This is a genomic window from Pseudomonas sp. G7(2022) (genome assembly GCF_052660475.1).
Genome location: NZ_CP109659.1, coordinates 1738826 through 1764339, shown reverse-complemented (window position 1 = coordinate 1764339; position 25514 = coordinate 1738826). Strand labels below are relative to the sequence as shown.

Below are 25514 nucleotides of genomic sequence, written 5' to 3'. Positions count from 1 at the left end.
CGTTCGCAGAGTGCGAATAGGCAACGGCGTGAATTCAGGATTTATAAGGCGCCCGGGAACAACACGCGTCTACTGTCAGAACTAACAGGTCGCGGGACGTTTCAGACCGACGGCACCCATTGTCTTTTAAACTCCCGTGTTTAAAAGACACCTTCAGACACGCCTTCGAGGCTACGAATTCTTGCGCCATTGCCTACAGCTACGCCAGAATCCGCCGGCTTGTGCGCCTTGGGGTCGGGTTCTATTGTGGATCGGTCGCTGACGAATCAGCGATCGGGTTTAGCGACTCGAATCATAAATAGGTGCACCAGCGCTCCATGCCTTGTCGCAGACTCAATGTCTGCAACTCCGCTATGGTGGCTGTATGCGGGAGACCCTCGGGTCTGCCGGGTGCCTATAACCGGTTCGCTAACCCGCGTACAGCCGCCACCTTTCTGTTTAGCGACAGTTTCGTGCGGCTCCACTCTTATAGGAGCTTCACCATGATCAAACCAACACCCAACCCACCCGAAACCAACCCCGCCTCGCCCTACGAACCCCTCGATTCCAGAAAGCTTCACGAAGCCGCCGACCGCGCGCTCGATCACTATCTCTGCCCGCCCGGCGCCACTGCACCGCCGCGCAAAACCCGTCGAATGTTTGCCGTCACCGCAGACTTCAAAAACGAAGAGCTGCTGGTCGAGATCTGCGAAACCCTCGCTTCAGCCAGAACCATCGCCAATGACTTCGCCCACCTCATGCCCGCCTCGCAACGCAGGACGCTGATGGGGATCGGGCAATTGATCATGCTTGGGGAACTGGCAGCGAATCGGGTGCTGAATAATCTGGAACTACCGCCGTCGCAGACCTCCGTGTAAAGGCTTGAGAAATGCGTCGTGGTGGCTGACGCCTTCGCGGGCAAGCCCGCTCCCACATTTGGAATGCATTTCCCTGTGGGAGCGGCGGTGCGACGATTCGACTTGCCCGCGAAGGCGGCCTCACAAGCAACACAGGTCATCAGGCGTAAAAAAACCGCCACCGGATTCAACCGGATGGCGGTTTTTTTCATCACCAAAAAATCAGGAATCGCGCCGCAGATCCGGCGGAATCGGCAGGTCGTCCTTGAGCGGTTCCAGCCCGCGGAAGCGCCTGCACAAGTGCGTTCTTCATTAATGACCACTCGTCGCCACCTGTAAGATCTAACAGGTGCGCAAATCTCTCGCTGCGAGCTAAATCACTCCATGCCCACACATCGTTCGGAGTCCGTAGCATGAATGGTCAGAAACTGCCTGTTCCCCCCCTGGCCCTGAAGTCACTGTATTTTCCGTCCCAGGTTACCCTCAACCCCGCCGAACACTATGACGCAGGCATTCCCATCAGAGCCGTGGAAGGCGGTCTGCAAGGCATCATCCCCGCCTGGTTGATCATGTCCATTGGCGATCTGGTCGAGGTGTTCTGGGGCAATGACAGCGCAGCGATCTGGAGCAAAGAACTCTTAAACGCCGACGAGCTCGACAAAGATGTGGCATTCAGCATTGCCAAGGGCCAAGTACATGAGGGGGATGCCACACCCGTGTTCTACCGGGTTACACGCAAGAACCAGACCCCGGAGGACTCGACGCCCTTCCAGACTTTACTGGTCAAACTCTCGCGACCCGGCGAGTACGATGACGATCCGGGCGAGGACGGCCACTCCGATCTCAAGTTCACCCTCTCTCATAAGGAGGTCGATGAAAACCTGCCGCCCGAGGGGGTGACGATGCGTATCGTGCCCTACCGCAACCTCACCCGATACGACCGCATTCTCGCCCGCTGGGGCAGCCAGCAACGGGTGCATGTCGTTACGCCGGAACAGGCCCAGGACCCGATCAAAAACCCGATCGAGGTCGTTTTCAGCCGCGCCCTCATCGACGCCGCCGGGGACGGCGATCGTGTCGCGGTGGCTTATCAGCCCATTGATCGCTGCGGTAACTACCCGGACGAACGCGCGCCGTGGTCGGCGACGCATCACGTGTTGGTGGACCTGGGGGGCAATCGGCTGGATGCACCGCAGGTGCTGGTCAACGGCCAGCCGACCGATCGGGTGGACCTCGACACACTGGGTGACGACGATGTCATCGTTCGCGTGTACACGCCGACGAAGGACTTTGCCGTTTACGACGAAGTGCTCCTGACCTGGACCGGCACCCCCGCGCAAGGCTCGCAAATCATCGTCGGGCCGTTATCGATGCGAGTGGAGTTCGTGCCCTTTCATCTCGACTTCACGATCCCCAACGCCGCCGTCAAAGCCATCGCCAAAGGCGCAGCCTCGGTCGGCTATGTGCGCCGTCGCAGCGATGAAAGCGACCGCCGCTCAAAAAATGCCAGCGTCACCGTGATTGGCGACATCAGCCAGTTAGTCGCCCCTACCGTCGTCGAGGCAACGGGCGGAACGTTGCCATCCGAAACGAAGTGGGCGACCGTGCAGATCCCTTGGTATCCCGGTCGCAACAGCAGCCACCTGATCAACCTGATCTGGTCGGCCCAGAAGCCCGGCGGTGACAAGGTTTACTACGAGGATCCCCGCACGGTCGGCGACGTAGCGGACAATCAACCCGTCCTGCGCAGCGTGAGCAATGCCGAAATCCAGCGCTTCAACGGCCTGAACGTCACGGTCTATTACGTCGTCACCGACAGCGAAACGGGGCTGTTGAGCGTTCGCGAGTCGCTGCCGTTCAGGATGCAGGTCGGCGTGGCCTTGCCGACGTTCAAGCGACCGGAAGTCGAGGGCACAGGTGCCAACGACGTGCTCGATCCGGAAAACGTGCCACCGACCGGTGCCGTGCTGGTGGCGCCGCACCTCGACACCCGCGACAAAGATCGCGTGAACTACCGTTGGCGCGGCTCCGCCAGCGGTGGCAGCACCAATGGTCATGTCGATCTGATCCCTGCCACCGCTGGCCGGCCTGTGCGCATTACCGTGGATAAAAAATATGTGACCGCCAACCTGAACGGTACGGTGGTTGCCGATTACAACATTCAGCGGGCGGGCGAGACGCTGGGGCATTCTCATGAATTGACGTTGCGCATCGGGACAGCGCTGGAGGATCTACTGCCACCGTTTCTTGTAGCACCGGCAGAAGATCCTATTGATGTTTTGGCCTATCCGGAAGGAATTACGGTGCGCATCGAATTCCTTGAAGCACTGAGCGGCGATCGGGCACGGCTGGTGGAAGTCAATCCACCAGCGGGGTCGCCGCAGTTTCCTTTGGTGGAGTTCAACAGCAACAAGCGAGTGAACACCGTATTGAGCCCTGCATTTCTTGCCGCGCGGCATGGTCAAACGATCCAACTGCGCTGGAATTTGAATCGCAACAACGCCCAGTTCGGCAAATCGCCGATTCTGCCTTTGAACGTGTTGAAGATTGCAGATGAAGATGCACGGTTACCCTCGCCGAAAATTCCACAAGCACCGGATGACAAAGTGCTGAATTTGAATTCTTTTGACGGAAATGCTCAGGTTACCGTGCTGCCATGGACAGGTATCAGCACTGAAAACATTGTGCAACTAAAAATCTCTGGAAAAGACAACAACAACAGCGACCAGACATTACCAATACTAACCAACCACAAGATAACAGCAACAGAAGTGAGTTCCGGAATAAAAGAAACACTAACCAGAGAGCAATTATTAACTCTGAAACATGATACTGAATTCAATGTATCTCTTGAAGTATTGCCAGGCACCACCAACAATTTGGCACCCATTGCTTTCCCGACCTTGACTTTAAACTTATTGAAAAACCCTTTAGTGACCTTAGAGGGTTTCGAGACAGGCATAGTGGGTGAAAAGCCCGTTGGCACAGTCATGGACTTCCCCAGCATGACCGTTACGGTAGTAGCAGCACGCGTAGCTATCGGTGCCAACGGCAGTTCTTATGCCCCCCCTATAACAGAAAAGTTTTTATACATTAGCCCCGGCGCAACTCTAAGATTCACACTAAAACAACCAGCAAAAAGCATTAGATTCGGAATTGCCGACGGCTCTAGAATCCCATCACCATACAAATGCTACGATGAAAACCTACAACTAATTAAAGCCGGGTCCACCCCATCATATGGTGAACAGAAGCAAGTATGGGTTGACATAACAGAAACACCAAACAGAAAAATTAAATTTATAGACATAACTGATGGAGGAGGCGACTCATACCTAGATAACTTCTCAATCGTCCATTGAGCGCTTTTTACTTTATCAAGTCCTGAAATAGGTCTACACCTGTTTCACCGCCAGTGCCCGATGCATCGCATCGGGCGTTTCGCAAAAAAGGGACGTATTTATTAACCTGCTAGCTCGCTCCCGCAGAGAAATGCATTCCAAATGTGGGAGCGACGATGCGACTTGCTCGCGAAGAGACCCGAGAAATCAGCACAAAGTGCCTTTTAAACTCAGCCGTTTAAAAGACACTTTCAGTCACGCCTTACAGGCTACGAATCCTTGCGCCATTGCCTACAGCTACGCCAGAATCCGCTGGCTTGTGCGCCTTGGGGGCGGGTTCTATTGTGGATCGGTCGCTGACGAATCAGCGATCGGGTTTAGCGACTCGAACTTTCTCAGCGCATCAGCGTTCATGGCTTCGTTGTGGGACTCTTCGTCCGCAATAACGTTATGGTGGCTGTATGCGGGAGACCTTTGGGTCTGCCGGGGTGCCTGAGACCGGTTCGCTAACCTGCGTACAGCTGCCACCTTCACTTGTTTAGCGACAGGCGAAAGTGGCTCCATAACCTCAGGAGCTTCACCATGATCAAACCAACACCCAATCCGCCCGAAACCGACCCCGCCTCGCCCTACGAATCCCTCGACTCCAGAAAGCTTCACGAAGCCGCCGATCGCGCGCTCGATCACTATCTCTGCCCGCCCGGCTCCACTGCACCGCCGCGCAAAACCCGTCGAATGTTTGCCGTCACCGCAGACTTCAAAAACGAAGAGCTGCTGGTCGAACTCTGCGAAACCCTCGCTTCAGCCAGAACCATCGCCAATGACTTTGCTCACCTCATGCCCGCCTCGCAGCGCAGGACGCTGATGGGGATCGGGCAACTGATCATGCTCGGGGAGCTGGCAGCGAATCGGGTGCTGAATAATCTGGAACTACCGCCGTCGCAGACCTCTGTGTAAAGGCTTGAGAAATGCGTCGTGGTGGCTGACGCCTTCGCGGGCAAGCCCGCTCCCACATTTGGAATGCATTTCCCTGTGGGAGCGGCGGTGCGACGATTCGACTTGCCCGCGAAGGCGGCCTCACAAGCAACACAGGTCATCAGGCGTAAAAAAACCGCCACCGGGTTCAACCGGAAGGCGGTTTTTTTCATCACCAAAAAATCAGGAATCGCGCCGCAGATCCGGCGGAATCGGCAGGTCGTCCTTGAGCGGTTCCGGGAACTTGCCCTTGCCTGCGCGGTGCTGGCGGATCTGGTAGACGTAGGCCAGAACCTGAGCGACCGCCAGGTACAGACCGCCGGGAATCTCTTCTTCCAGCTCGGTGGAGTAATAGATCGAACGCGCCAGGGCTGGCGATTCGAGCAGCATGACTTCGTTGGCCACGGCGATCTCGCGGATCTTCAGCGCCAGGAAGTCGCTGCCCTTGGCCAGCAACACCGGCGCCCCACCCTTCTCCGAATCGTACTTGAGGGCCACGGCGTAGTGCGTCGGGTTGGTGATGACCACATCGGCATCCGGGATCGCCGCCATCATCCGCCGCTGCGACATCTCGCGCTGCACCTGACGGATCCGCTGCTTGACCTCCGGCCGGCCTTCCTGATCCTTGTGCTCGTCGCGCACTTCCTGCTTGGTCATCTTGAGCTTCTTGATGCTCTCCCAGATCTGCACCGGGACGTCGACTGCCGCGATAATGATCAACCCGCACGCCATCCACAGGGTGCTCCAGCCGACCACTTGCAGGCTGTGGATGATGGCCCGGTCCATCGGCTCATGGGCGATGCGCAACAGGTCGTCGACATCCCCGGACAGCACCACCAGCGCCACGGCCAGAATGATCAGAAACTTGGCCAATGCCTTGAGCAGTTCGACCACCGACTTCATGGAGAACATGCGCTTGAACCCCGAAGCGGGGTTCATCCGACTGAACTTGGGTGCCAGAGAGCCCGCGGCGAACAGCCAGCCGCCGAGCGCGATCGGCCCGAGAAACGCAGCCAGCAGCAAAGTGATCATGATCGGCTGGATCGCCACCAGCGCTGTCAGCCCGGAGCTCATCAGGAACTTGCCCATGGCCCCCTGATCCATGATCACTTCTCGCGACAGCGTGAAGTTCATGCGCATCAGTTCCATCAGGTCCTGCGCCAGCATGCCGCCAAACACCAGCAGCGCACCGGAACCGGCGAGCATGATGGCCAGGGTGTTGAGCTCCTTGGAGCGCGCAATCTCGCCCTTTTCCCGGGAGTCCTTCTTGCGCTTCTCCGTGGGGTCTTCTGTTTTATCCTGACCGCTCTCGCTCTCTGCCATGACTCAGCGCGCCTGTGCCAGTTCGCGTAGCAGCTGCAAGGCTTCGACGGCCAGCGGCTGATACTGATTGAGAATGTCTGCCAGACCGACCCAGACGATGAACAGACCGAGCACGAGGGTCAGCGGAAAACCGATCGAGAAGATGTTCAGTTGCGGCGCCGCACGGGTCATCACACCGAACGCAATGTTGACCACCAGCAGCGCAGTGACCGCTGGCAGCACCAGCATCAATGCCGCGCCCAGCACCCAGCCGAGCTTGCCGGCCAGTTCCCAGTAATGCGCGGTCATCAGGCCTGCACCCACCGGCAGCGTGGTGAAGCTTTCCGTCAGCACCTCGAAGACGACGAGGTGACCGTTCATGCCGAGAAACAGCAACGTCACCAGCATGGTGAAGAACTGCCCGATCACCGCCACCGACACGCCGTTGGTAGGGTCGATCATCGAGGCGAAGCCCATGCCCATCTGGATCGCAACGATCTGCCCCGCGATCACGAAAGCCTGGAAGAACAGTTGCAAGGAGAACCCGAGCACTGCCCCGACCAGGATCTGCTCGGCGATCAACAGCAAGCCACTGAGATCCAGCGGACTCACCGCAGGCATCGGCGGCAGGTTCGGCGAGATCACCACAGTGATCGCCAGTGCGAGGTACAGGCGGATGCGTTTGGGAACCAGCGTGGTGCCGAAGACCGGCATCACCATCAGCATCGAGCCGATGCGAAACAGCGGCAGCATGAACGTCGCCACCCAGGTGCTGATCTGGGTGTCGGTCAACTGAAGCAGCGATTGCATGACCTAGCCGATGACCAGCGGAATGTTTTTGTACAGCTGGATGATGTATTCCATGAAGGTCTGGATGATCCACGGACCGCCGACGATCAGGGTCACCAGCATCACCAGCAGACGCGGCAGAAAGCTCAGGGTCTGTTCGTTGATCTGCGTCGCGGCCTGGAACATCGACACCAGCAGGCCCACCAGCAGACTCGGAACCACCAGGATCGCGACCATCATCGTGGTCAGCCACAGCGCTTCACGAAAGATATCGACCGCAACTTCCGGCGTCATGGCGAAACACCTCCGAAGCTACTGGCCAGGGTGCCGATGATCAGCGCCCAGCCATCCACCAGCACGAACAGCATGATTTTGAACGGCAGGGAAATGATCAGCGGCGACAGCATCATCATACCCATCGCCATCAGCACACTGGCCACCACCAGGTCGATGATCAGGAACGGAATGAAGATCATGAAGCCGATCTGGAACGCGGTTTTCAATTCGGACGTCACAAACGCCGGCACCAGAATGGTCAGCGGCGCCTGATCCGGCGTCGCGATATCGGTGCGTTTGGACAGACGCATGAACAGCTCGAGATCGCTGGAACGGGTCTGCGCGAGCATGAAGTCCTTGATCGGCACCTGGGCCTTTTCCACCGCTTGCTGGGCGGTGAGTTTCTCCGCCAGGTACGGCTGCAAGGCATCGTTGTTCACCCGGTCGAACACCGGCGCCATGATGAACAGGGTCAGGAACAGCGCCATGCCGGTGAGAATCTGGTTCGACGGCGTCTGTTGCAGGCCGAGGGCCTGACGCAGGATCGAGAAGACAATGATAATCCGGGTGAAGCTGGTCATCAGAATGACGGCAGCCGGGATGAAACTCAGCGCCGTCATGATCAGCAGGATCTGCAGGCTGACCGAATACTCCTGCGCCCCGTTGGCATTGGTGCCCAGGGTGACCGCCGGGATCGACAACGGATCGGCGGCGAACGCCAGTGGCGCGGCCAACATCAAGGCCAGGGTCAAGACGATGCGCAACGCACCCATTACTTCTTATCCTTCTGATCCTTGCCGAGGATCTTCAACAGATGCTGGGCAAATTCCGGAGTCGCTTTTTCGGAGGTGGCCGGGACGTCCACCGGCTCCTTGAGCACATGCAGCGCGGTGATGGTGCCGGGGCTCAGGCCAAGCAGAATCTGCTCGTTGCCGACCTGCACCAGCATCAGACGGTCACGCGGGCCGAGCGCTCGGGAACCGATCAGCTCGATCACCTGCCCCTTGCCCGCCGGTCCCGCGTTCTGCACCCGGCGCAGCAGCCAGGCGAGGAAGAAGATCAGCCCCAGCACCAGCAACAGGCCGAATACCAACTGCGTCAATTGCCCGGCGACACCACTGCTGACTGCCGGAGCAATCGCGGGCGCCGCGGGAGACGCCGCAGCAGCGGTCGCGGCCGCAGGCTCTGCAGCCATGACAGTCAATGGCAGTGCCAGCACCGCGGCCAGCAAGGAACCCAGAACCTTTTTCACTCAGCGCAGCTTCTTGATGCGTTCGCTTGGGCTGATCACGTCGGTCAGGCGGATGCCGAACTTTTCGTTGACCACGACCACTTCGCCGTGAGCGATGAGGGTGCCATTGACCAGCACATCCAGTGGCTCACCGGCCAGGCGATCAAGCTCGATCACCGAACCCTGGTTGAGTTGCAGCAGGTTGCGGATGTTGATGTCGGTGCTGCCCACTTCCATGGAGATGGAAACCGGGATGTCGAGAATCACATCCAGGTTTGGACCATCCAGACTGACCGGCTCGTTGCTCTTCGGCACGCTGCCGAACTCTTCCATCGGCAGACGGTTGGAGCTCGAAGTGCCAGCGTCGGCGGCCAGCAGTGCGTCGATGTCGGCCTGGCTGCCATCACCGGTCTCTTCCAGGGCCGCAGCCCATTCGTCGGCCAGTGCCTGATCGTCCTGGGCGTTCATTTCGTCGTTCATCATTTGTCCTCGGCGGGCAACAATTCAGTTAAAGGCGTAAGGGGTGTTGCGTCGCCTCAGCGACGCTCGATCGGCTCGATCACCTGCAACGCGAGGTTGCCTTTGTGCGAGCCCATCTTGACCTTGAAGGCCGGCACGCCGTTGGCGCGCATGATCATGTCTTCCGGCATCTCGACCGGGATCACGTCACCCGGCTGCATGTGCAGGATGTCGCGCAGTTTCAACTGGCGGCGAGCCACGGTGGCGCCAATCGGCACGTCGACATCGAGCACGTCCTGACGCAGGGCGTTGACCCAGCGCTCGTCCTGGTCGTCGAGGTCCGACTGGAAACCGGCGTCGAGCATTTCGCGCACCGGCTCGATCATCGAGTACGGCATGGTCACGTGCAGGTCGCCGCCACCGCCATCGAGTTCGATGTGGAACGTGGAGACCACGATCGCTTCGCTCGGGCCGACGATGTTGGCCATGGCCGGGTTCACTTCCGAGTTGATGTACTCGAAATTGACTTCCATGATCGCCTGCCAGGCTTCCTTCAGATCGACGAACGCCTGTTCCAGCACCATGCGCACCACACGCAGTTCGGTCGGGGTGAATTCACGCCCTTCGATCTTGGCGTGACGGCCGTCGCCGCCGAAGAAGTTGTCCACCAGCTTGAACACCAGTTTGGCGTCGAGGATGAACAGCGCGGTGCCGCGCAGGGGTTTGATCTTGACCAGGTTGAGGCTGGTCGGCACGTACAGCGAGTGCACGTATTCGCCGAACTTCATCACCTGCACGCCACCGACGGCAACGTCCGCCGAGCGGCGCAGCATGTTGAACATGCTGATGCGGGTATAGCGGGCAAAACGCTCGTTGATCATCTCCAGAGTCGGCATGCGTCCACGGACGATGCGATCCTGGCTGGTCAGGTCGTAGCTTTTGACACTGCCGGGTTCGGCAGCGTTATCGGTCTGTACCAGACCATCGTCGACGCCATGCAACAGCGCGTCGATTTCATCCTGGGACAGCAGATCCTGCACGGCCATGTCGTGTTCCTACTGCAGTACGAAATTAGTGAAAAGCAACTGTTCGATCACCACTTTGCCCAGCTCTTTCTGCGCCACTTCCTGGACGCTGGCCGTGGCCTTCTGGCGCAACATCTCCTGACCGACCGGCGTCGCCAGTGTGGCGAAGTCCTGACCGGAAAAGAGCATCACCAGGTTGTTGCGGATCACCGGCATGTGCACTTTGAGCGCGTCCAGATCAGCCTGATTGCGCGCCAGCATGGTGATACTCACCTGCATGTAGCGCTGACGGCCGTTCTGGTTGTAATTGGCCACGAAGGCCGGCGCCATCGGCTCGAAAATCGCCGGCTGCTTGCCAACCGGAGCGGTTTCCACTGCAGCCGCAGGTTTGCTCTGGGCGCTGTGCATGAAGAACCAGGTCGCCCCTACAGACGCGCCGATGGCCAGCAGCAACCCGAGAACGATCGCAATGATCATCTTGAGTTTGCCTTTGGTTGCGGGGTCTTTTACTGCTGCTGCTTCGCTCTTCGCCATGCCAATAATCCGTCACTAATCGGGTTTTCACAGTCGCACGGCAAGGCAAGAGCAAGTGTTATGCCAGAAGTGTCGGAGGGAGAAATCGGGCGCACCGCAAAGCAATGTGGGAGCCAGCCTGCTGGCGATAGCGGCCTGGCAGTCAACCCTGTGTTGACTATCAGACCCTCATCGCCAGCAGGCTGGCTCCCACAGTTTTTTTCAGCGCTGAATCAGGCGTAGTAGTCGACGGCGCTGCTGCCGATCACGCTGGTGGTTTGAGCGGCGGCTTCAGCCACGGCCGCCGGCGTCAACTCTTCTTCGGCCGAATCCAGGCGACCGCCGGCGGCGCTGGTGCGACCAGCCTGCCCCTGCTGCGCCTGTTCCTGGCCTTGCCCCTGCCAGCCACGGTTCTGGTCGGCAACGTTGACATCGACCTGCCCCATGCCCTGCTGCGTGAACATGTCACGCAGACGATGCATCTGGCCGTCGAGCGCTTCGCGAACGCTCGGGTGTGCGCTCATGAATGTCACCTGGGTCTGCTGGTCCGGCACCATGTTCACCCGGATATCCAGACGACCCAGCTCGGCCGGCTGCAACTGAATATCGGCAGCCTTCAGGTTGTTGCTCGACAGGTACATGACGCGGTTGACCACTTCTTCGGTCCAGCCATTCTGATGCATGGCGATCGGCTGGTTCACCGGCACCGCGTTGGCGGTTTTCGGCGTGGCCGCCTGAGTCAGTGCCGCCAGACGGTTGGCGAAATCATCGACGCGGGTATCGCTGGTGGCGGACTTCAAGTCCTTCAGACCATCGTCGATCAGGCCAGCGAAGGATTTTTCGCCCCCTTGGCTGGTGCTGTCCTTGTCAGCCTGCACATCCAGCATGCTGGCCATGCCGGCGGCAAACGTCTGCGCCGAGGTCAGCTCGCCATCAGCCTGGGCTTGCGCAGGCGTCGCCTTGGGCTGCGACTGGCTGGAAGCGGAAATGTGACCACTCTGCTCCATCGCCATGCGCAGCACCGGCAGCGCATCGAGCGGATCGGCCTCGGGATCGAAATCACTGTCGGCGACAGGCGTCGCCGTGGCAGCCGCCGGCAGCGCAGCCACCGCCGGCGCCTGGGTCTCAGGCTTCGCTGGCGTTTCAACGACAGGTGCCGCCACGACCGGCGGCGTGACAACCGGCTGCACGACTTGCATCAGCGCCGGATCCAGTGCCGGATCCACAACAGGCGCAGTGTCGGCGACCGGCGTGGCCGGGGTGTCGGATGCATCGTCGCTGGCAACCTTGTCGTCGTCCGAGGGGGTCGACGACGTTTTGTCGGCGGGCAAGGCTTTGCCGCTATCGGCAACCGTCGATGCAGCAGCGGCAGACTGATCCTTGCCGGCGTCCGCCTTGCCCACGCTGCCCGAGTCCTTGTCGCGTGCGGGTGCCACCGAGTTATCGGTGGCAGCGCAAGGCTTGTTCTGCCCCTGATCGGCAAATACTTGAGCGAAGCTGGAGGCCTTGTCCCCGGGCACTGCGGCCACCGCTGACGACTTGGCAGAGGCGGCTTGCGCCTTGGCCTGGGCGGCAGTCTGAAGAAGAATGTTAGGGGTTGCAGGCATGGCACGGTCTCCGCTGCACTGGGATCAAAGGTACAGTTGAACGAGATGACTGCAAGTGCCGGGCCAGTTTCGTCCGGCATCGGACAAAAGCGCCGGACGGCTGACTCAATGGGCAGGTGAGCGCTGTCGCTCGGCCTCATAGACGGGGCGCACATGCGCGAATTCGTCGTGGATTTCGGCCACCAGCTTGATGATTTCGGAGGGGCTCCTGTCCTTGGCGTGCTGTTCCAGCTCCTGGCAAAGCTCGGCCAGGCGGGTCGCCCCCATATTGCTGCTACTGCCTTTGAAACTGTGGGCGACAGACGACAAGGCGTCGGCATCGGCGTTTTTTTGCAATTCACACAGGCGCGCTTCGGAATCTGCCAGGAACGTATCCAGCAATTCCGGATAGCCATCCTCCATGACTTCTTGCAACGCGCTCAGCACGTCGCGATCTACACAGGCATCAGTCACTTGTTCACTCCTTGATCAAGAATGCGCGGATTATGCCAGAGCCTCCCAGAAAAACTCCACGCGAGCACTGCGACCATCGTCGGACCAGCTCGGGTTTCTGCTCAATTGCCGGATCAGGCTGACGCCACGCCCCGACAGACGGACATCGTCCAGCGGACGCTCCATCACCCGCGCCACGTCAAAACCCTTGCCGCTGTCTTCGACACGCACCACCAGACAACCACCTTCACCTTGCGGACGAACCTGCAGATGCACACGCACATAGCCGTCCTGCAGGGCATCCAGACGCTTGTTGCGCTGTTCATAGTAACGCGCAAAACCCGAGGCATCGCGCTTGAGACTGGAGTCCAGCCCCAACACCCCATGCTCCAGCGCATTGGAGTAAAGCTCGGCCAGTACACTGTACAACGCTCCGCTCTGGGTGCGCAGACCGTGCACCTCCAGCAGCAATTGCAACAGGTAGGGCAACGGGTTGAAGCGTTTGAGCGTAGCGCCGCGAAATTCAAAACTCACCGACCAGTCCAGCGGACAGGACTGGCCGCTGTCGGAATACACCGGAGCCGGCGCATTGACCTGCACCATGTCCAGCAGGCTGACCTCGACCATGCTCACATCGTCCCGTGCTTCGCCGCGAAAATCCTGCAACGCCTGCTCGATTTCGGCGAACAGGCGATCCGGCTGCCGGTTACCGGCAAACACCTGCTGCAAGCGCTCGACGCCGAACAACTGATCATTGGCATCGCAGGTATCGATCACGCCGTCGGACAGCAGAAAAACGCGATCCCCCACCGCCATCGAGAACACCTCGGTGCGATCATCGAAGGCCTGAGGACTGAGCACTCCCAGCGGCAGATGCCGTGCCGCAAGGGGTACCCGCTCCCCGGTGGCGATGCGATGAAGGTAACCGTCGGGCATGCCGCCGTTCCAGATTTCCACGCTGCGTCGTTGAAAACTCAGACAGAGCAGCGTGGCGCAGCAGAACATGTCCACCGGCAGGATGCGCTTGAGCTTGGCATTCATTTCACGCAGGGTTTCGGCCAGACCGTAGCCCTTGGCGGTCATGCCGTAGAACACTTCTGCCAGAGGCATGGCCCCCACCGCCGCAGGCAAACCGTGACCGGTGAAGTCACCCAGCAACACATGCATGTCGCCGGCAGGTGTATAGGCCGCCAGCAACAGATCACCATTGAATAGCGCATAGGGTGATTGCAGGTACCGGATGTTCGGCGCACTCAGGCAACCGGAGTGCGCGACTTTGTCGAACACGGCCTTGGCGACCCGTTGCTCGTTGAGCAGGTAGTCGTGATGCCGGGCAATCAGGTCGCGCTGCTGAAGGACCGTAGCCTGCAGACGCCGCAAGCGGTCCATCGCCTTGATTTTGGCGGACAGGATCACCTGGTTGTAAGGCTTCGCCAGAAAATCGTCACCCCCCGCCTCCAGGCATCTAGCGAGGGCTTCGCTTTCGGTCAGCGACGTGAGGAATATGATCGGCACCAGGTTTTCACCCGCCAGCACCTTGATTTGCCGCGCGGCCTCGAAACCATCCATGACCGGCATCATCGCGTCCATCAGCACCAGATGGGGCTGCTGGCTGGAAAACACCTCAACGGCTTCGGCACCGTTAGCGGCCGTGAGCACGGCATGCCCCTGACGACGGACGATGGTCGACAACAGCAACCGGTCGGCGGCGCTGTCCTCGGCGATGAGGATCGTCAGCGGCTCTTGCGGCTGCATGGCCGTCAACTGATGTCGAACAGTTTGTCGAAATTGGAAATGGCGAGGATCTTGCGCACATCCGAATTGCTGTTGACCACGCGCACATCCGAGTCGTCGCCTCCGGCGTGATCACGCAGCAGAAGCAACATGCCCAGAGCCGAGCTGTCGAGGTAAGTGGCGTCCTTCAGATCCACCACGATGGAGTCGGGCTTCCTGTCGAGTCGTTCATAAGACTCGCGAAACTCCTGATGGCGACCGAAATCGAACCGCCCCTTGATCGAAATCGTCAGCTTTTGACCATCGGGAGAGACTTCTGTAACGACTGACATGTACTGGCTTCCTTGTCATTGACGAACGTGTACAAGGTTTAGCACTTGCAAGGGCCATGGGCAAGGCAGGAAGCCGCCGGAGACTGTCAGAGATCCCCCCGTCAATAAGCATCGCGGCGCGGCAGACGCTGGGACAGTTCGTCCAGCAGCTTTTGCTCGCGCTTGTCTTCGACTCGCTGGGCTTCATCTCGATAGCGTTGTACAAGTTTTCGCAAGCCTTCGACGCGGGCGAACGCCTGCTGCCAGGCCTCGCGGGCCTTGTCCAGATTGTTCTGGTGCCATTGCAGGCTCTGCCGTTGCTGGTCCACCGCCGTGTCGAGCTGGGTCAGAAACCCCTGAAACCCGAGCAGCCACTGCCCGGTCACGCCGGTGCTGCCGCGTACGATCCATTGCTCGGAGTAATCCAGACGAAAGGCATGCAGGTCGGCAAGTTTGCTTTCGGCCACTTTCACCTGCCCCTGGAAATACCCGAGACGCTGCACGGCGGTTTTCTCGGCCTTTTCGGCCATTTCCACCACCGGTGCCAGACGCGCGGCGCGGCTCAGGGCCATGACCGGTTACCCGCCGGTCGCAGGGGCGAGGATTGTTTCGAGGTACGCCTCGCTTTCGCCCAGACTGATGCTGTCGTTCAGCCCCTGGCGCAGGTACCTGACCAGTTGCGGCTGCAGATTGATGGCAAGGTCAGTCTCGCGATCACCACCGGCGACATAGGCACCGACACTGATCAGGTCGCGACTCTGCTGATAACGGGACCACAGCTGTTTGAAGTATTGCGCCCGGACCATGTGATCAGGCGGCACCACGGCCGGCATTACCCGACTGATCGACGCTTCGATGTCGATGGCCGGGTAATGCCCCTCCTCGGCCAGACGCCGGGACAACACGATGTGGCCGTCGAGCACGCCCCGCGCCGAGTCGGCAATCGGGTCCTGCTGGTCGTCACCCTCGGACAGCACGGTGTAGAACGCGGTGATCGAACCCCCGCCCTTCTCCGCGTTACCGGCGCGTTCCACCAGTTTCGGCAGTTTGGCGAACACCGACGGCGGATAGCCCTTGGTCGCCGGCGGCTCGCCGATGGCCAGGGCGATTTCCCGCTGGGCCTGGGCGAAACGGGTCAGGGAATCCATCAGCAACAGGACATTCTTGCCCTTGTCACGGAAATACTCGGCAATCCGCGTGCAGTACATCGCCGCGCGCAGACGCATCAGCGGCGCATCGTCCGCCGGTGATGCCACTACCACGGAACGCTTGAGGCCTTCTTCACCGAGGATGTGCTCGATGAATTCCTTAACCTCACGACCCCGCTCACCGATCAGGCCGACGACGATGATGTCGGCCTCGGTGAAGCGGGTCATCATGCCCAGCAACACCGATTTACCGACACCGGTACCGGCGAACAGGCCCAGACGCTGACCGCGACCGACCGTCAACAAACCATTGATGCAACGGATGCCGACGTCCAGCGGTTCGCTGATTGGATCACGGTTGAGCGGGTTGATTGTCGGGCCGTCCATCGGCACCCAGTCTTCGGCCTTCATGCCGCCCTTGCCGTCCAGCGCACGTCCGGCGCCGTCCAGCACGCGACCGAGCATGCTCATGCCCATCGGCAGGCGACCGGTATCGGCCAGCGGCACCACACGGGCGCCCGGCGCAATACCGGCAACACTGCCAACAGGCATCAGGAAAACCTTGCTGCCGGAGAAGCCCATGACTTCGGCTTCAACCTGGGACGGGTGGTAGCTGTCGTCGTTGATCACCATGCAACGGGTGCCCATGGCAGCGCGCAGACCTTCGGCTTCGAGGGTCAGGCCGACCATGCGCAGCAGGCGTCCTTCGAGGATCGGCGCGCCTGGAATTTCGGTGGCCTCGGCGTAGGTGCTCAGGCGCTTGGCGAAACTGGTGCGTTCAAGGCGCATCAGGGGCGTCCGCGAGCGGCTCGTCAGTGACCGGTGCCGGTTTCGGCGTTTGCGGCAGATCCAGGCTCAGGTCCGGTTCGGCCGGGTGCAGGGCCTGTTCGTGCAGTTGATCGAACAGCTTGGCCATGACCTGGCCGACACGGGTTTCGATGCTCGCATCGATCCGGCTGTGTTCGGTTTCAACCCGGCAACCGCCCGGCAACAGCGATTCGTCCTCGACGATACGCCAGGTTTCCTCATGGCGTTCGCGCAGGGCTTTGACCTGCTCGAAATCCTGCGGATTGACGTACAGCCGCACATTGCCCACGCCCAGCGGCAACAGCTTGAGGGCGTCGCGCATGACGTGTTCGATCTGCGTCGAGTCGATGGCCAGCTCGCGCTGGATCACCTGACGGGCAATGTGCTGCACAAGGTCGACCAGCGACTTTTCGATCTGCGTGTCTTGCTCGGCGATGGGCTCGAACAGGTTCGCCATCAACTGCTCAAGGCTGTTGACCTTGGCCGTCAGGACCACTTCGGCTTCCTGGCGCACCTTGAGGGTGGCGCTGTGAAAGCCTTCTTTTTCGCCGATGGCGAAACCCTCGTTGTAAGCCTCCTGACGGATGCTTTCGAGCTCTTCCAGGGTCAGTGGCTGGACTTCCTCCAGCGGCACTTCTTCCATTTCCGGCGGTTCCGGCTCCGGTTCCGGCTCCGGTTCCGGTGCCGGCGGATCGAAGCTCGGGATCGCCCACGTTTCGAAACCACGGACATCCCGGGCACGGATCAGGTCCGTCACATCGTCGTCGTTCTTGACCATGGTGTTAGATCATTTCCTCGCCGCCCTTGCCACCGAGCACGATTTCTCCGGCTTCGGCCATACGGCGGGCGATGGTGAGGATTTCCTTCTGCGCCGTTTCCACGTCGCTGACGCGCACCGGGCCTTTGGCCTCGAGGTCGTCGCGCAGCAGTTCGGCAGCACGTTTGGACATGTTCTTGAAAATCTTCTCTTTGACGCCTTCGTCCGAACCCTTGAGGGCCAGCACCAGCACATCGGAGGACACTTCGCGCAACAGCGCCTGGATACCGCGGTCGTCGACATCGGCCAGGTTGTTGAACACGAACATGAGATCTTCGATCTGACCGGACAGGTCTTCGTCGACTTCGCGGATCGAGTCCATGAGCTGGCCTTCGATCGAGCTGTCGAGGAAGTTCATGATGTCCGCCGCCCGCTTGATGCCACCCAGGGTGGTGCGCGAGGCGTTCGAGTTGCCGGAGAACTGCTTCTCGAGGATCTGGTTCAATTCTTTCAGTGCCGCCGGCTGCACGGTGTTCAGCGACGAGACGCGCAGGATGATGTCCAGACGCACCTTGTGGTCGAAGTTGCCCAGTACTTCACCGGCCTGATCCGGATCGAGGTACGCGACCACGATCGCCTGGATCTGCGGGTGCTCGTAACGGATCACATCGGCAACGGCACGCGGTTCCATCCATTTCAGGCTGTCGAGACCGCTGGTGTTGCCACCCAGCAGGATGCGGTCGATCAGGCCGTTGGCCTTGTCTTCGCCCAGGGCCTGGGTGAGCATTTTGCGCACGTAGTCGTCGGAGCCGACGCCCAGGCTGGTCTGGTCGCCGACGATGTCGACGAACTCGCTCATGACCTGCTCGACCTGCTCACGGTGGACGTTGCCCATCTGGGCCATGGCCACGCCGACCCGCTGAACCTCTTTGGGGCCCATGTGGCGCAGCACTTGTGCGGCATCGGTCGACCCCAGGGACAGCAGCAGAATCGCGGCTTTATCGACCCGGGACAATTTGGCGACGGCGGCTCGGTTATCACTCATCTGCGTTAATCCACTCTTTCACGACCTGGGCCACACGACCCGGGTCTTCTGCCACCAGACTCTTGATTGCGTTCAACTGAGCGTCATAGCCTTCGCTCGGGCTCGGCAGCAGGATGCTGGTCGGGCCACCGAGGCTGACGCGATCGCCGGACAGTTCACCGTCCAGACCGCCCATGCCACCCAGTTCCACGTCACCGCCCAGACCGGCCAGTTCCTTGCCTTTGCCGCCGCCGGTGATGTTGTTCAGCACCGGACGCAGCACGCCGAACACCAGCACCAGGATGAACAGCACACCCAGCACTTGTTTGACGATGTCCCAGAACCAAGGCTGGGAGTAGAACGGAATGTCGGCAATCACTTCACCGCGCTCGGCGGAGAACGGCATGTTGATTACGCTGACACTGTCGCCACGGCTGGCGTCGAAGCCGACGGCGTCCTGTACCAGACGGGTGAAGCGCGCCAATTCGTCGGCGCTCCACGGCGCACGAGTGGTTTCGCCGTTGGCCGGGTTGATCTTGACCTGATCGTCCACCACCACCGACACCGACAGGCGATTCAGGCGACCCTGCTGCTGTTTGGTGTGGCTGATGGAACGGTCGAGTTCGAAGTTCTTGGTGGATTGCTGACGCTTGTCTGCCGGGTACGGCGCGAGCATCGGCTGGCCGGTGGCCGGGTCCATGATCTGCTGACCGTTGGCGTCAACCAGTGGCTGGCCTGGCTGCACCATGCCGGTGGAAGCCTGGGCGCCACCGGTGGTTTGCGGCGCCGACGCCGGCGACGGTGGCTGATTGCTCAGGGCGCCCGGTACGCCTTGCGGGCCATTGCTGGCGGTGCGCTGCTCGTTGACCGACTGCTCGCTGCGCAGCGCCGGCTGATCGGGATTGAACTGCTCGGCGGTGGATTCGACGGCACTGAAATCGATATCGGCCGACACTTCAGCCTTGTAGCGATCGTTGCCCAGTACCGGTTGCAGAATGTTGTGCACGCGCTGGGTAAGCATGCTTTCCATGCGGCGGCTGTAGTCGAACTGCTTGCCCGCCATGGTCATTTCGGAATTTTCCGCCTGATCCGACAGCAGGTTGCCCTTCTGGTCGACGACGGTGATCTGCGATTTGCTCAGCTCGGGAACGGAAGTCGCCACCAGGTTGATAATGGCAACGACCTGGCCTGGCTCCAGCGAACGACCGGAGTACAACTCGACCAGTACCGATGCGCTTGGCTTGCGTTCGTCACGCACGAACACCGAACTTTTCGGGATGGCCAGGTGAACGCGTGCGCCCTTGACGTTGTTCAGGGCGGAGATGGTGCGGGCCAGTTCGCCTTCGAGGCCGCGACGATAACGGGTCGCTTCCATGAATTGGCTGGTGCCCAGACCCTGTTCCTTGTCGAGGATTTCAAAACCGATGTTGCCGTCGCTGGGAGTGACACCAGCGGCCGCGAGCTTGAGCCGCGCACGGGACAGGTCATCGGCCTTGACCAGCAAGGCGCCGGAATTCGGTTCGACGGTGTAGGGAATGTCGGCGGAGGCCAGGGTGTCCATGACCTGCTTGGCGTCCATGCCGGCAAGGCTGCCGTACAGAGGCCGGTAGTCCGGTTGCTGCGACCACAGCACCACGGCAAAGCCAATCGCCACGCTCGCGGCCAGGCCGACCAACAGGCCCACCTGACGCAGCACGGTCATCTCGGAGAGGTTTTCCAGGAAGGACAGGCCGAACAGCGGCGGTTTGCCGTCTATCGGGGTGGCCTTGGCCGGAACGTTATCGGCGACTGCTTCTGCCATGACTCAATCTCGTCCTTAAACCGGCATCTGCATGATGTCTTGATAAGCCTGAACCAGCTTGTTGCGCACCTGGGTCAGTGCCTGGAACGACACGCTGGCCTTCTGCGAGGAAATCATCACGTCCGTCAGATCGACGCCGCTTTTGCCGATTTCGAACGCGTTGGCCAATTGGCTCGAGGCCTGTTGAGTATCGTTCACTTTGTTGATGGCCTGACCGAGCATGTCGGAAAAGCTGCTGCCTGCCACTTCAGGGACGGCGGCAGTCGATTTCGGCTTCGACATGGCGTCCATTTGCATGGCCTTCATGTCCATCATCAACCGATTAAATTCAATACCTTGGCTCATGGTCTACTCTCTTGGGCGGCCCGCAATTTTTTGACACTCACTCGGCGGGTACTCAGGTGTTAGCAACAACGGTGCCAGCTCACGGGCACCGCTTCGAGAAATGCGTTTTCAAACGTTTGCACCACCCTTCAGGTAGCGAACAGATAGCCTTCGACGTCCATCCCCGCATCGCGCATTTGCGCCAGTTTGTAGCGCAGCGTACGCGGGCTGATACCGAGTTTTTCGGCAGCCTCCTTGCGTCGACCGCGCTCGGTGCGCAGGGTGTCGATGATCATCTGGAACTCGCGACGACGCAGGTCATCGCCCAGCGCACCGGCCGAATCAGTCTCGATCTCGACTTCACGAATGACGGGACTGAGTGGCATCGCCACCGGCAAAGGGGCGAACAGCGCAGGCCCGGAGAGGCAGAAATCCTGCGGCTGAATCAAGCCGCCCTGCTGGAGGATCAACGCCCGCTGGACCGCGTTATCCAGCTCGCGCACGTTGCCCGGCCATGGATAACCGATCAGGCACGCCTGCGCCTCGGGCGAGAACTTCGCCATCGCATGCTTCATTTTATTGACGTGCTTGGTCAAAAGACGCTCGGCCAGCGGCAGGATGTCGGCGGTCCGCTCACGCAGCGGACGCCAGGCCAGTGGAAACACCGACAGACGATAGTAGAGATCTTCACGGAACCGCCCCGCCGCCACTTCACCCGCCAGATCACGGTTGGTGGTCGCGACTACGCGAATGTCGAGGGTGATCGGCTTGCGCGCCCCCACCCGCTCGACCTCGCGTTCCTGCAAGACCCGCAGCAGCTTGGCTTGCAGACCCAGGGGCATTTCGGAAATTTCGTCGAGCAGAATGGTGCCGCCGTCGGCCTGCTCGAACTTGCCGGCCTGCGCCGCGATGGCGCCGGTGAACGACCCCTTCTCGTGACCGAACAATGTCGCTTCGAGCATATTGTCCGGGATCGCCGCGCAGTTGATCGCAATGAACGGCTGACTGGCACGATGGGATTGCTGGTGAATGTAGCGCGCCAGCACCTCTTTACCGGTGCCGGACTCGCCGGAAATCAGCACGGTGGAATCACTGCGGGCAACCCGCGCTGCCAGATCCAGCAACTGGGCACTGGCCGGCTCGACCGCGACCGGCCCTTCGGCATCGCTGGCACCAAGGCTGCCCAAGGCGTGACGCGCTACCAGATCCAGCAGGGCCCTGGGCTCGAATGGCTTGACCAGATAATCCGCCGCGCCCTGACGCATGGCATCCACCGCGCGCTCGACTGCACCATGAGCGGTCATCAGCAGCACCGGCAGCTGCGGCTGACGGGCGCGCAACAGGCCGAGCAATTGATGGCCGTCCATGCCCGGCATGTTGACGTCGCTGACCACCAGACTGAACGCTTCGCGCTCGACAGCGTTCAACGCCTCTTCGGCCGAACCCACTGCATGATAGTCGTGACCGGCCAGCAACAGCGTATCGGCCAGCGCTTCGCGCAACGAGCGGTCATCCTCGACCAGCAGAACCTTGATGCCCATGACCTTCACTCAGCTCCCTGTACAACGGAAAACATCGGCAGGACGACCTGCGCGCACGTGCCGCGCCCGACTCGCGAACGCAGTTGCAATTCTCCCTGATGCGCACGGGCCACAGCCTTGACCACGGTCAGGCCCAGGCCGGTGCCGGTGACCTTGGTGGTGAAAAACGGCTCGCCCAGCCGCGCCAGCACCGCCGGCTCGATGCCGCCACCGTTATCGCTGACGCACAGGCGCAGGGTGTTGTCGCGGGTGTAGCAATGCACTTTCAGGCGCACGTCATCACCACTGGCCTGAATCGCGTTTTCAATCAGATTGAGGACTGCCCCGACCAGCGTGTCGCGATTGCACAGCAACTCGCCCGCATGGCTGTCGCATTGCCAACGGATCGGCAGATCCTGCACATGGGTCAGCGCCGCCGCCTGCAACGACTGCATCAAGGCATTGGGCGTGATGCGGTCGGTCAGCGGCAATTCACCGCGAGCGAACACCAGCATGTCGCGCACCTGATGCTCCAGCTCATGCAGACGCTCCTTGAGGCGCCCGGCAAAGCGCTGCTGGGTGGCGACCGGCAGCGCCTGCTCAGTCAAATGACTGGCATACAACAGTGCGGCGGAAAGCGGAGTTCGGATCTGGTGGGCCAGCGAGGCGACCATACGCCCCAACGACGACAGCCGTTCGTGGCGCGCGAGCTGATCCTGCAAGTGACGGGTTTCAGTCAGGTCGTTGAGCAGCACCAATTGCCCCGGCTCGGCATCCAGCGAACGGGTGGCAATCGACAGGCGTCGACCGTTTCTCAGGGAGATTTCATGACCGTCGTCTTCACGGGGCGCAAAGCAACGGGTAATCACATGCCGCCATAGCTCGCCTTCCAGCGGTAAACCCAGCAGATCGATGGCGGCGGGATTGGCCTCGCACACGATGCCGTGGCCATCGATGACGATGACGCCACCCGGCAACAGATCAAGGAGATTTTGCAGACGGTTGGCCAGACGTTCTTTTTCCGCCAGCTCCTGCATGCGCTGGGCGCTGACCACGGCCAGCTCGCCCTTGAGCTCGGTGACCCGCGCTTCAAGCATGCTGTAGGAGTCGGTCAATTGACTCGACATCTGGTTGAACAGCGCAAACGCCTGCTCAAGCCCCGGCCGACCGGCCTGCTCTACGGACGGCAGTTGCCCCGAGGACTCGGGAACAGAAGACATCTGGGAGGCTTGGGGCATTGTGCTCTCTCGCTTGGCTGACCGTCAGTTAAACGGAACGTTGCGAGGGACATAGCAATACCCGTGCCTAAAAAAAACTGCTTATAAATGAAGCCGTTGAAAAACAGGCGTCAATCATCCGCCTGTTCATCACCATCGCGTCGGCTCATGCCGTACTTGCGCATCTTCTCCACCAGCGTGGTGCGACGGATGCGCAGACGTTCGGCGGCACGGGCCACGATGCCGTTGGCATCATCCAGCGCCTGCTGAATCAAGCCCTGCTCGAGACCACCGAGGTAGTCCTTCAGATCAAGCCCTTCCGGCGGCAGCATGGCGTTGGCAGTGAAGTCAGGCGTGTGACCGTTGATTGCCACGCGCTCTTCCAGATCGCTGCGCAGGCTGTCGACCATTTGCTCGTCTTCGTCGTCGACGTAGCGGAATTTCTTCGGCAGCTCGACCACGCCGATCACCCCGTACGGATGCATGATCGCCATGCGCTCCACCAGGTTGGCCAGCTCGCGGACGTTGCCCGGCCAGCCGTGACGACACAGGGACATGATGGCGGCGGAATTGAAACGGATCGAACCGCGTTTCTCGTGCTCCATGCGCGAGATCAACTCGTTCATCAGCAACGGGATGTCTTCGACGCGCTCACGCAGCGGCGCCATCTCGATCGGGAACACGTTCAAGCGATAGTAGAGATCTTCGCGGAAGGTGCCGATCTCGATCATGCTTTCGAGATTCTTGTGGGTCGCGGCAATGATGCGCACGTCGACGCTCTGGGTCTTGTTGCTGCCCACGCGCTCGAAGGTGCGTTCCTGCAGCACGCGCAGCAGCTTGACCTGCATCGGCAGCGGCATGTCACCGATTTCGTCGAGGAACAGTGTGCCGCCATTGGCCAGCTCGAAGCGGCCGGCACGACTGGTGATCGCGCCGGTAAAGGCGCCCTTCTCGTGGCCGAACAGTTCGCTTTCCAGCAACTCGGCCGGGATCGCCCCGCAGTTGACCGGCACGAACGGCGCGTCGCGACGCTTGGAATGGTAATGCAGGTTACGCGCAACCACTTCCTTGCCGGTGCCGGACTCGCCGAGGATCAACACGCTGGCGTCGGTGTCGGCCACCTGCTGCATCATCTGGCGCACATGCTGGATCGCCCGGCTGGTGCCGACGAGACTGCGGAACAGGTTGGGTTCGCGATGACGGCCGCGCTCGCGGGCCTGGTCATACATTTCGCGATAGACCTGGGCACGGTGCAGGGAGTCCAGCAATTTGCTGTAGCTCGGCGGCATTTCGAGGGTCGAAAGTACCCGGCGGCGTTGGTCTTCGGGCAGGTCCACCGAAGAATTATCGCCCATCAGCAAAACCGGAAGGAACTCATCCCAGGTTGAGAGTGTCTTTAGCAAGCCCAAAAGCGCACCAGGAGCATTGACCGTCCCGATCAGTACGCAAATGACCTCACGACTAGACGACAAAGAGCCGACTGCCTGCTGCCAGTCATGGCTTCCGCAGGGTAAATTTTCTTCGCCAAGAAAATTTAAGATCACCGCCAGGTCGCGGCGGCGGACGCTATCGTCATCGATCAGCAGAATTTTGGTTTCACGCCACATGCAATAGCAACTTCCCTAGTCAACTCAATGCCCAAAACGAGGGGCAAGCGAGACGCTTGCAGGACACCGTGTGCCTGTAGACGCCTGAAATCTGAAAACAGCCACTAGTTAAGTCAAAAAACCGTGCACAGTCAAATTTATGGCGCACATGTCTGGATTAACTGAGGGTTAATTAACCAAACAGATGGTAAACCTTTGCCGCGTTCTGCGCTTGGGTGATCTGCGACATCTCGTCGACTATCGCCTGACGCTCACCCATGGCGACCTCAAGAAGCTCCTTGTACACATGCAGCAGCTCCTCAAGATTGTCGCGTAGCGCCACTTCATCCACCGAAGCCTCACTCAAGACATCTTCCATGCAGGAACGGCAATCGAGGTCCAGTTGACCGATCGCCTCCCAGTTGCGCTCGGCCAGGGCACCGACCAACGCTTCTCGGGTTTCTTCGATTCGCTGCAATACAAGACTCATGGTGATCTC

At 60.2% G+C, this 25514-nt stretch carries 26 protein-coding genes; 4 read left to right on the top strand and 22 right to left on the bottom strand.

What is annotated here, in order from left to right; translation table 11 throughout:
* Positions 1 to 482: 482 nt before the first annotated feature.
* The 4 genes from NE357_RS07965 to NE357_RS07950 all read left to right on the top strand — a co-directional run bounded on the left by NE357_RS07965 (position 483) and on the right by NE357_RS07950 (position 5134).
* Positions 483 to 857 (top strand): DUF6124 family protein, encoded by a 375-nt coding sequence (locus NE357_RS07965; protein ID WP_169429415.1) that lies wholly within the window; start codon positions 483 to 485, stop codon positions 855 to 857.
* A 21-nt stretch (positions 858 to 878) separates the two neighbouring features.
* Positions 879 to 1175 carry a hypothetical protein gene (locus NE357_RS07960; RefSeq protein WP_169429414.1) on the top strand — a complete coding sequence of 99 codons (297 nt, stop codon included), beginning with the start codon at positions 879 to 881 and terminating at the stop codon, positions 1173 to 1175.
* Between the two features lie 74 nt (positions 1176 to 1249).
* Positions 1250 to 4198: a hypothetical protein gene (locus tag NE357_RS07955; protein ID WP_169429413.1), complete on the top strand. Its 2949-nt coding sequence runs from the start codon at positions 1250 to 1252 to the stop codon at positions 4196 to 4198.
* Positions 4199 to 4759: 561 nt separating this feature from the next.
* Complete coding sequence (locus NE357_RS07950; protein WP_169429412.1) at positions 4760 to 5134, top strand: DUF6124 family protein; 375 nt, start codon at positions 4760 to 4762, stop codon at positions 5132 to 5134.
* A 201-nt stretch (positions 5135 to 5335) separates the two neighbouring features.
* On the opposite strand, the gene flhB is transcribed toward NE357_RS07950, so the two are convergent.
* The 22 genes from flhB to NE357_RS07840 form a co-directional block, all read right to left on the bottom strand.
* Positions 5336 to 6475 carry a flagellar biosynthesis protein FlhB gene (gene flhB, locus NE357_RS07945; protein WP_169429411.1) on the bottom strand — a complete coding sequence of 380 codons (1140 nt, stop codon included), beginning with the start codon at positions 6473 to 6475 and terminating at the stop codon, positions 5336 to 5338.
* A gap of 3 nt (positions 6476 to 6478) precedes the next feature.
* Positions 6479 to 7264 carry a flagellar biosynthetic protein FliR gene (gene fliR / locus NE357_RS07940; protein ID WP_114881905.1) on the bottom strand — a complete coding sequence of 262 codons (786 nt, stop codon included), beginning with the start codon at positions 7262 to 7264 and terminating at the stop codon, positions 6479 to 6481.
* Between the two features lie 3 nt (positions 7265 to 7267).
* Complete coding sequence (fliQ, locus tag NE357_RS07935) at positions 7268 to 7537, bottom strand: flagellar biosynthesis protein FliQ (protein ID WP_085710476.1); 270 nt, start codon at positions 7535 to 7537, stop codon at positions 7268 to 7270.
* Entirely contained in the window at positions 7534 to 8292 is a 759-nt protein-coding gene (gene fliP, locus NE357_RS07930) for a flagellar type III secretion system pore protein FliP (RefSeq protein WP_085710474.1), read from the bottom strand. Before fliP ends, fliQ begins: the two co-directional genes overlap by 4 nt.
* Positions 8292 to 8771 (bottom strand): flagellar biosynthetic protein FliO, encoded by a 480-nt coding sequence (gene fliO, locus NE357_RS07925; protein WP_225739953.1) that lies wholly within the window; start codon positions 8769 to 8771, stop codon positions 8292 to 8294. The genes fliP and fliO overlap by 1 nt, the downstream gene beginning before the upstream one ends.
* Positions 8772 to 9230, bottom strand: coding sequence for a flagellar motor switch protein FliN (gene fliN / locus NE357_RS07920; RefSeq protein WP_423815205.1), 459 nt, complete (start codon positions 9228 to 9230; stop codon positions 8772 to 8774). It lies immediately after the preceding gene.
* A gap of 56 nt (positions 9231 to 9286) precedes the next feature.
* The gene (fliM, locus tag NE357_RS07915; RefSeq protein ID WP_003222890.1) at positions 9287 to 10255 is read right to left on the bottom strand and encodes a flagellar motor switch protein FliM; all 969 of its coding nucleotides are present in this window, start codon (positions 10253 to 10255) and stop codon (positions 9287 to 9289) included.
* Between the two features lie 9 nt (positions 10256 to 10264).
* Positions 10265 to 10768, bottom strand: a complete 504-nt coding sequence (gene fliL / locus NE357_RS07910) for a flagellar basal body-associated protein FliL (protein ID WP_065260765.1) — start codon at positions 10766 to 10768, stop codon at positions 10265 to 10267.
* 212 nt (positions 10769 to 10980) lie between these two features.
* The gene (locus tag NE357_RS07905) at positions 10981 to 12354 is read right to left on the bottom strand and encodes a flagellar hook-length control protein FliK (protein WP_169429409.1); all 1374 of its coding nucleotides are present in this window, start codon (positions 12352 to 12354) and stop codon (positions 10981 to 10983) included.
* A 105-nt stretch (positions 12355 to 12459) separates the two neighbouring features.
* Positions 12460 to 12756 (bottom strand): Hpt domain-containing protein, encoded by a 297-nt coding sequence (locus tag NE357_RS07900; protein WP_243433359.1) that lies wholly within the window; start codon positions 12754 to 12756, stop codon positions 12460 to 12462.
* Between the two features lie 81 nt (positions 12757 to 12837).
* Positions 12838 to 14541, bottom strand: a complete 1704-nt coding sequence (locus NE357_RS07895) for an ATP-binding SpoIIE family protein phosphatase (RefSeq protein WP_169429407.1) — start codon at positions 14539 to 14541, stop codon at positions 12838 to 12840.
* Positions 14542 to 14546: 5 nt separating this feature from the next.
* Positions 14547 to 14852 carry an STAS domain-containing protein gene (locus NE357_RS07890; protein ID WP_065260769.1) on the bottom strand — a complete coding sequence of 102 codons (306 nt, stop codon included), beginning with the start codon at positions 14850 to 14852 and terminating at the stop codon, positions 14547 to 14549.
* 101 nt (positions 14853 to 14953) lie between these two features.
* On the bottom strand, positions 14954 to 15403 hold the full coding sequence (gene fliJ / locus NE357_RS07885; protein ID WP_114881898.1) for a flagellar export protein FliJ: 450 nt from the start codon (positions 15401 to 15403) through the stop codon (positions 14954 to 14956).
* Between the two features lie 6 nt (positions 15404 to 15409).
* Positions 15410 to 16768 (bottom strand): flagellar protein export ATPase FliI, encoded by a 1359-nt coding sequence (gene fliI / locus NE357_RS07880; RefSeq protein WP_169429406.1) that lies wholly within the window; start codon positions 16766 to 16768, stop codon positions 15410 to 15412.
* Positions 16758 to 17564: a flagellar assembly protein FliH gene (gene fliH / locus NE357_RS07875; RefSeq protein ID WP_169429405.1), complete on the bottom strand. Its 807-nt coding sequence runs from the start codon at positions 17562 to 17564 to the stop codon at positions 16758 to 16760. The genes fliI and fliH overlap by 11 nt, the downstream gene beginning before the upstream one ends.
* Positions 17565 to 17568: 4 nt before the next feature.
* On the bottom strand, positions 17569 to 18588 hold the full coding sequence (gene fliG / locus NE357_RS07870; protein ID WP_007958288.1) for a flagellar motor switch protein FliG: 1020 nt from the start codon (positions 18586 to 18588) through the stop codon (positions 17569 to 17571).
* Positions 18581 to 20368 carry a flagellar basal-body MS-ring/collar protein FliF gene (fliF, locus tag NE357_RS07865; protein ID WP_169429404.1) on the bottom strand — a complete coding sequence of 596 codons (1788 nt, stop codon included), beginning with the start codon at positions 20366 to 20368 and terminating at the stop codon, positions 18581 to 18583. Before fliF ends, fliG begins: the two co-directional genes overlap by 8 nt.
* Before the next feature lie 15 nt (positions 20369 to 20383).
* Positions 20384 to 20713, bottom strand: coding sequence for a flagellar hook-basal body complex protein FliE (gene fliE, locus NE357_RS07860; RefSeq protein WP_085710460.1), 330 nt, complete (start codon positions 20711 to 20713; stop codon positions 20384 to 20386).
* A 128-nt stretch (positions 20714 to 20841) separates the two neighbouring features.
* Positions 20842 to 22233 carry a sigma-54-dependent response regulator transcription factor FleR gene (gene fleR, locus NE357_RS07855; protein ID WP_169429403.1) on the bottom strand — a complete coding sequence of 464 codons (1392 nt, stop codon included), beginning with the start codon at positions 22231 to 22233 and terminating at the stop codon, positions 20842 to 20844.
* A gap of 5 nt (positions 22234 to 22238) precedes the next feature.
* Positions 22239 to 23432 (bottom strand): sensor histidine kinase, encoded by a 1194-nt coding sequence (locus NE357_RS07850; RefSeq protein ID WP_249314429.1) that lies wholly within the window; start codon positions 23430 to 23432, stop codon positions 22239 to 22241.
* Between the two features lie 128 nt (positions 23433 to 23560).
* Positions 23561 to 25036, bottom strand: a complete 1476-nt coding sequence (locus NE357_RS07845; RefSeq protein WP_016984300.1) for a sigma-54 dependent transcriptional regulator — start codon at positions 25034 to 25036, stop codon at positions 23561 to 23563.
* Positions 25037 to 25208: 172 nt separating this feature from the next.
* On the bottom strand, positions 25209 to 25505 hold the full coding sequence (locus NE357_RS07840) for a flagellar protein FliT (protein WP_169429401.1): 297 nt from the start codon (positions 25503 to 25505) through the stop codon (positions 25209 to 25211).
* Positions 25506 to 25514 lie beyond the last annotated feature (9 nt).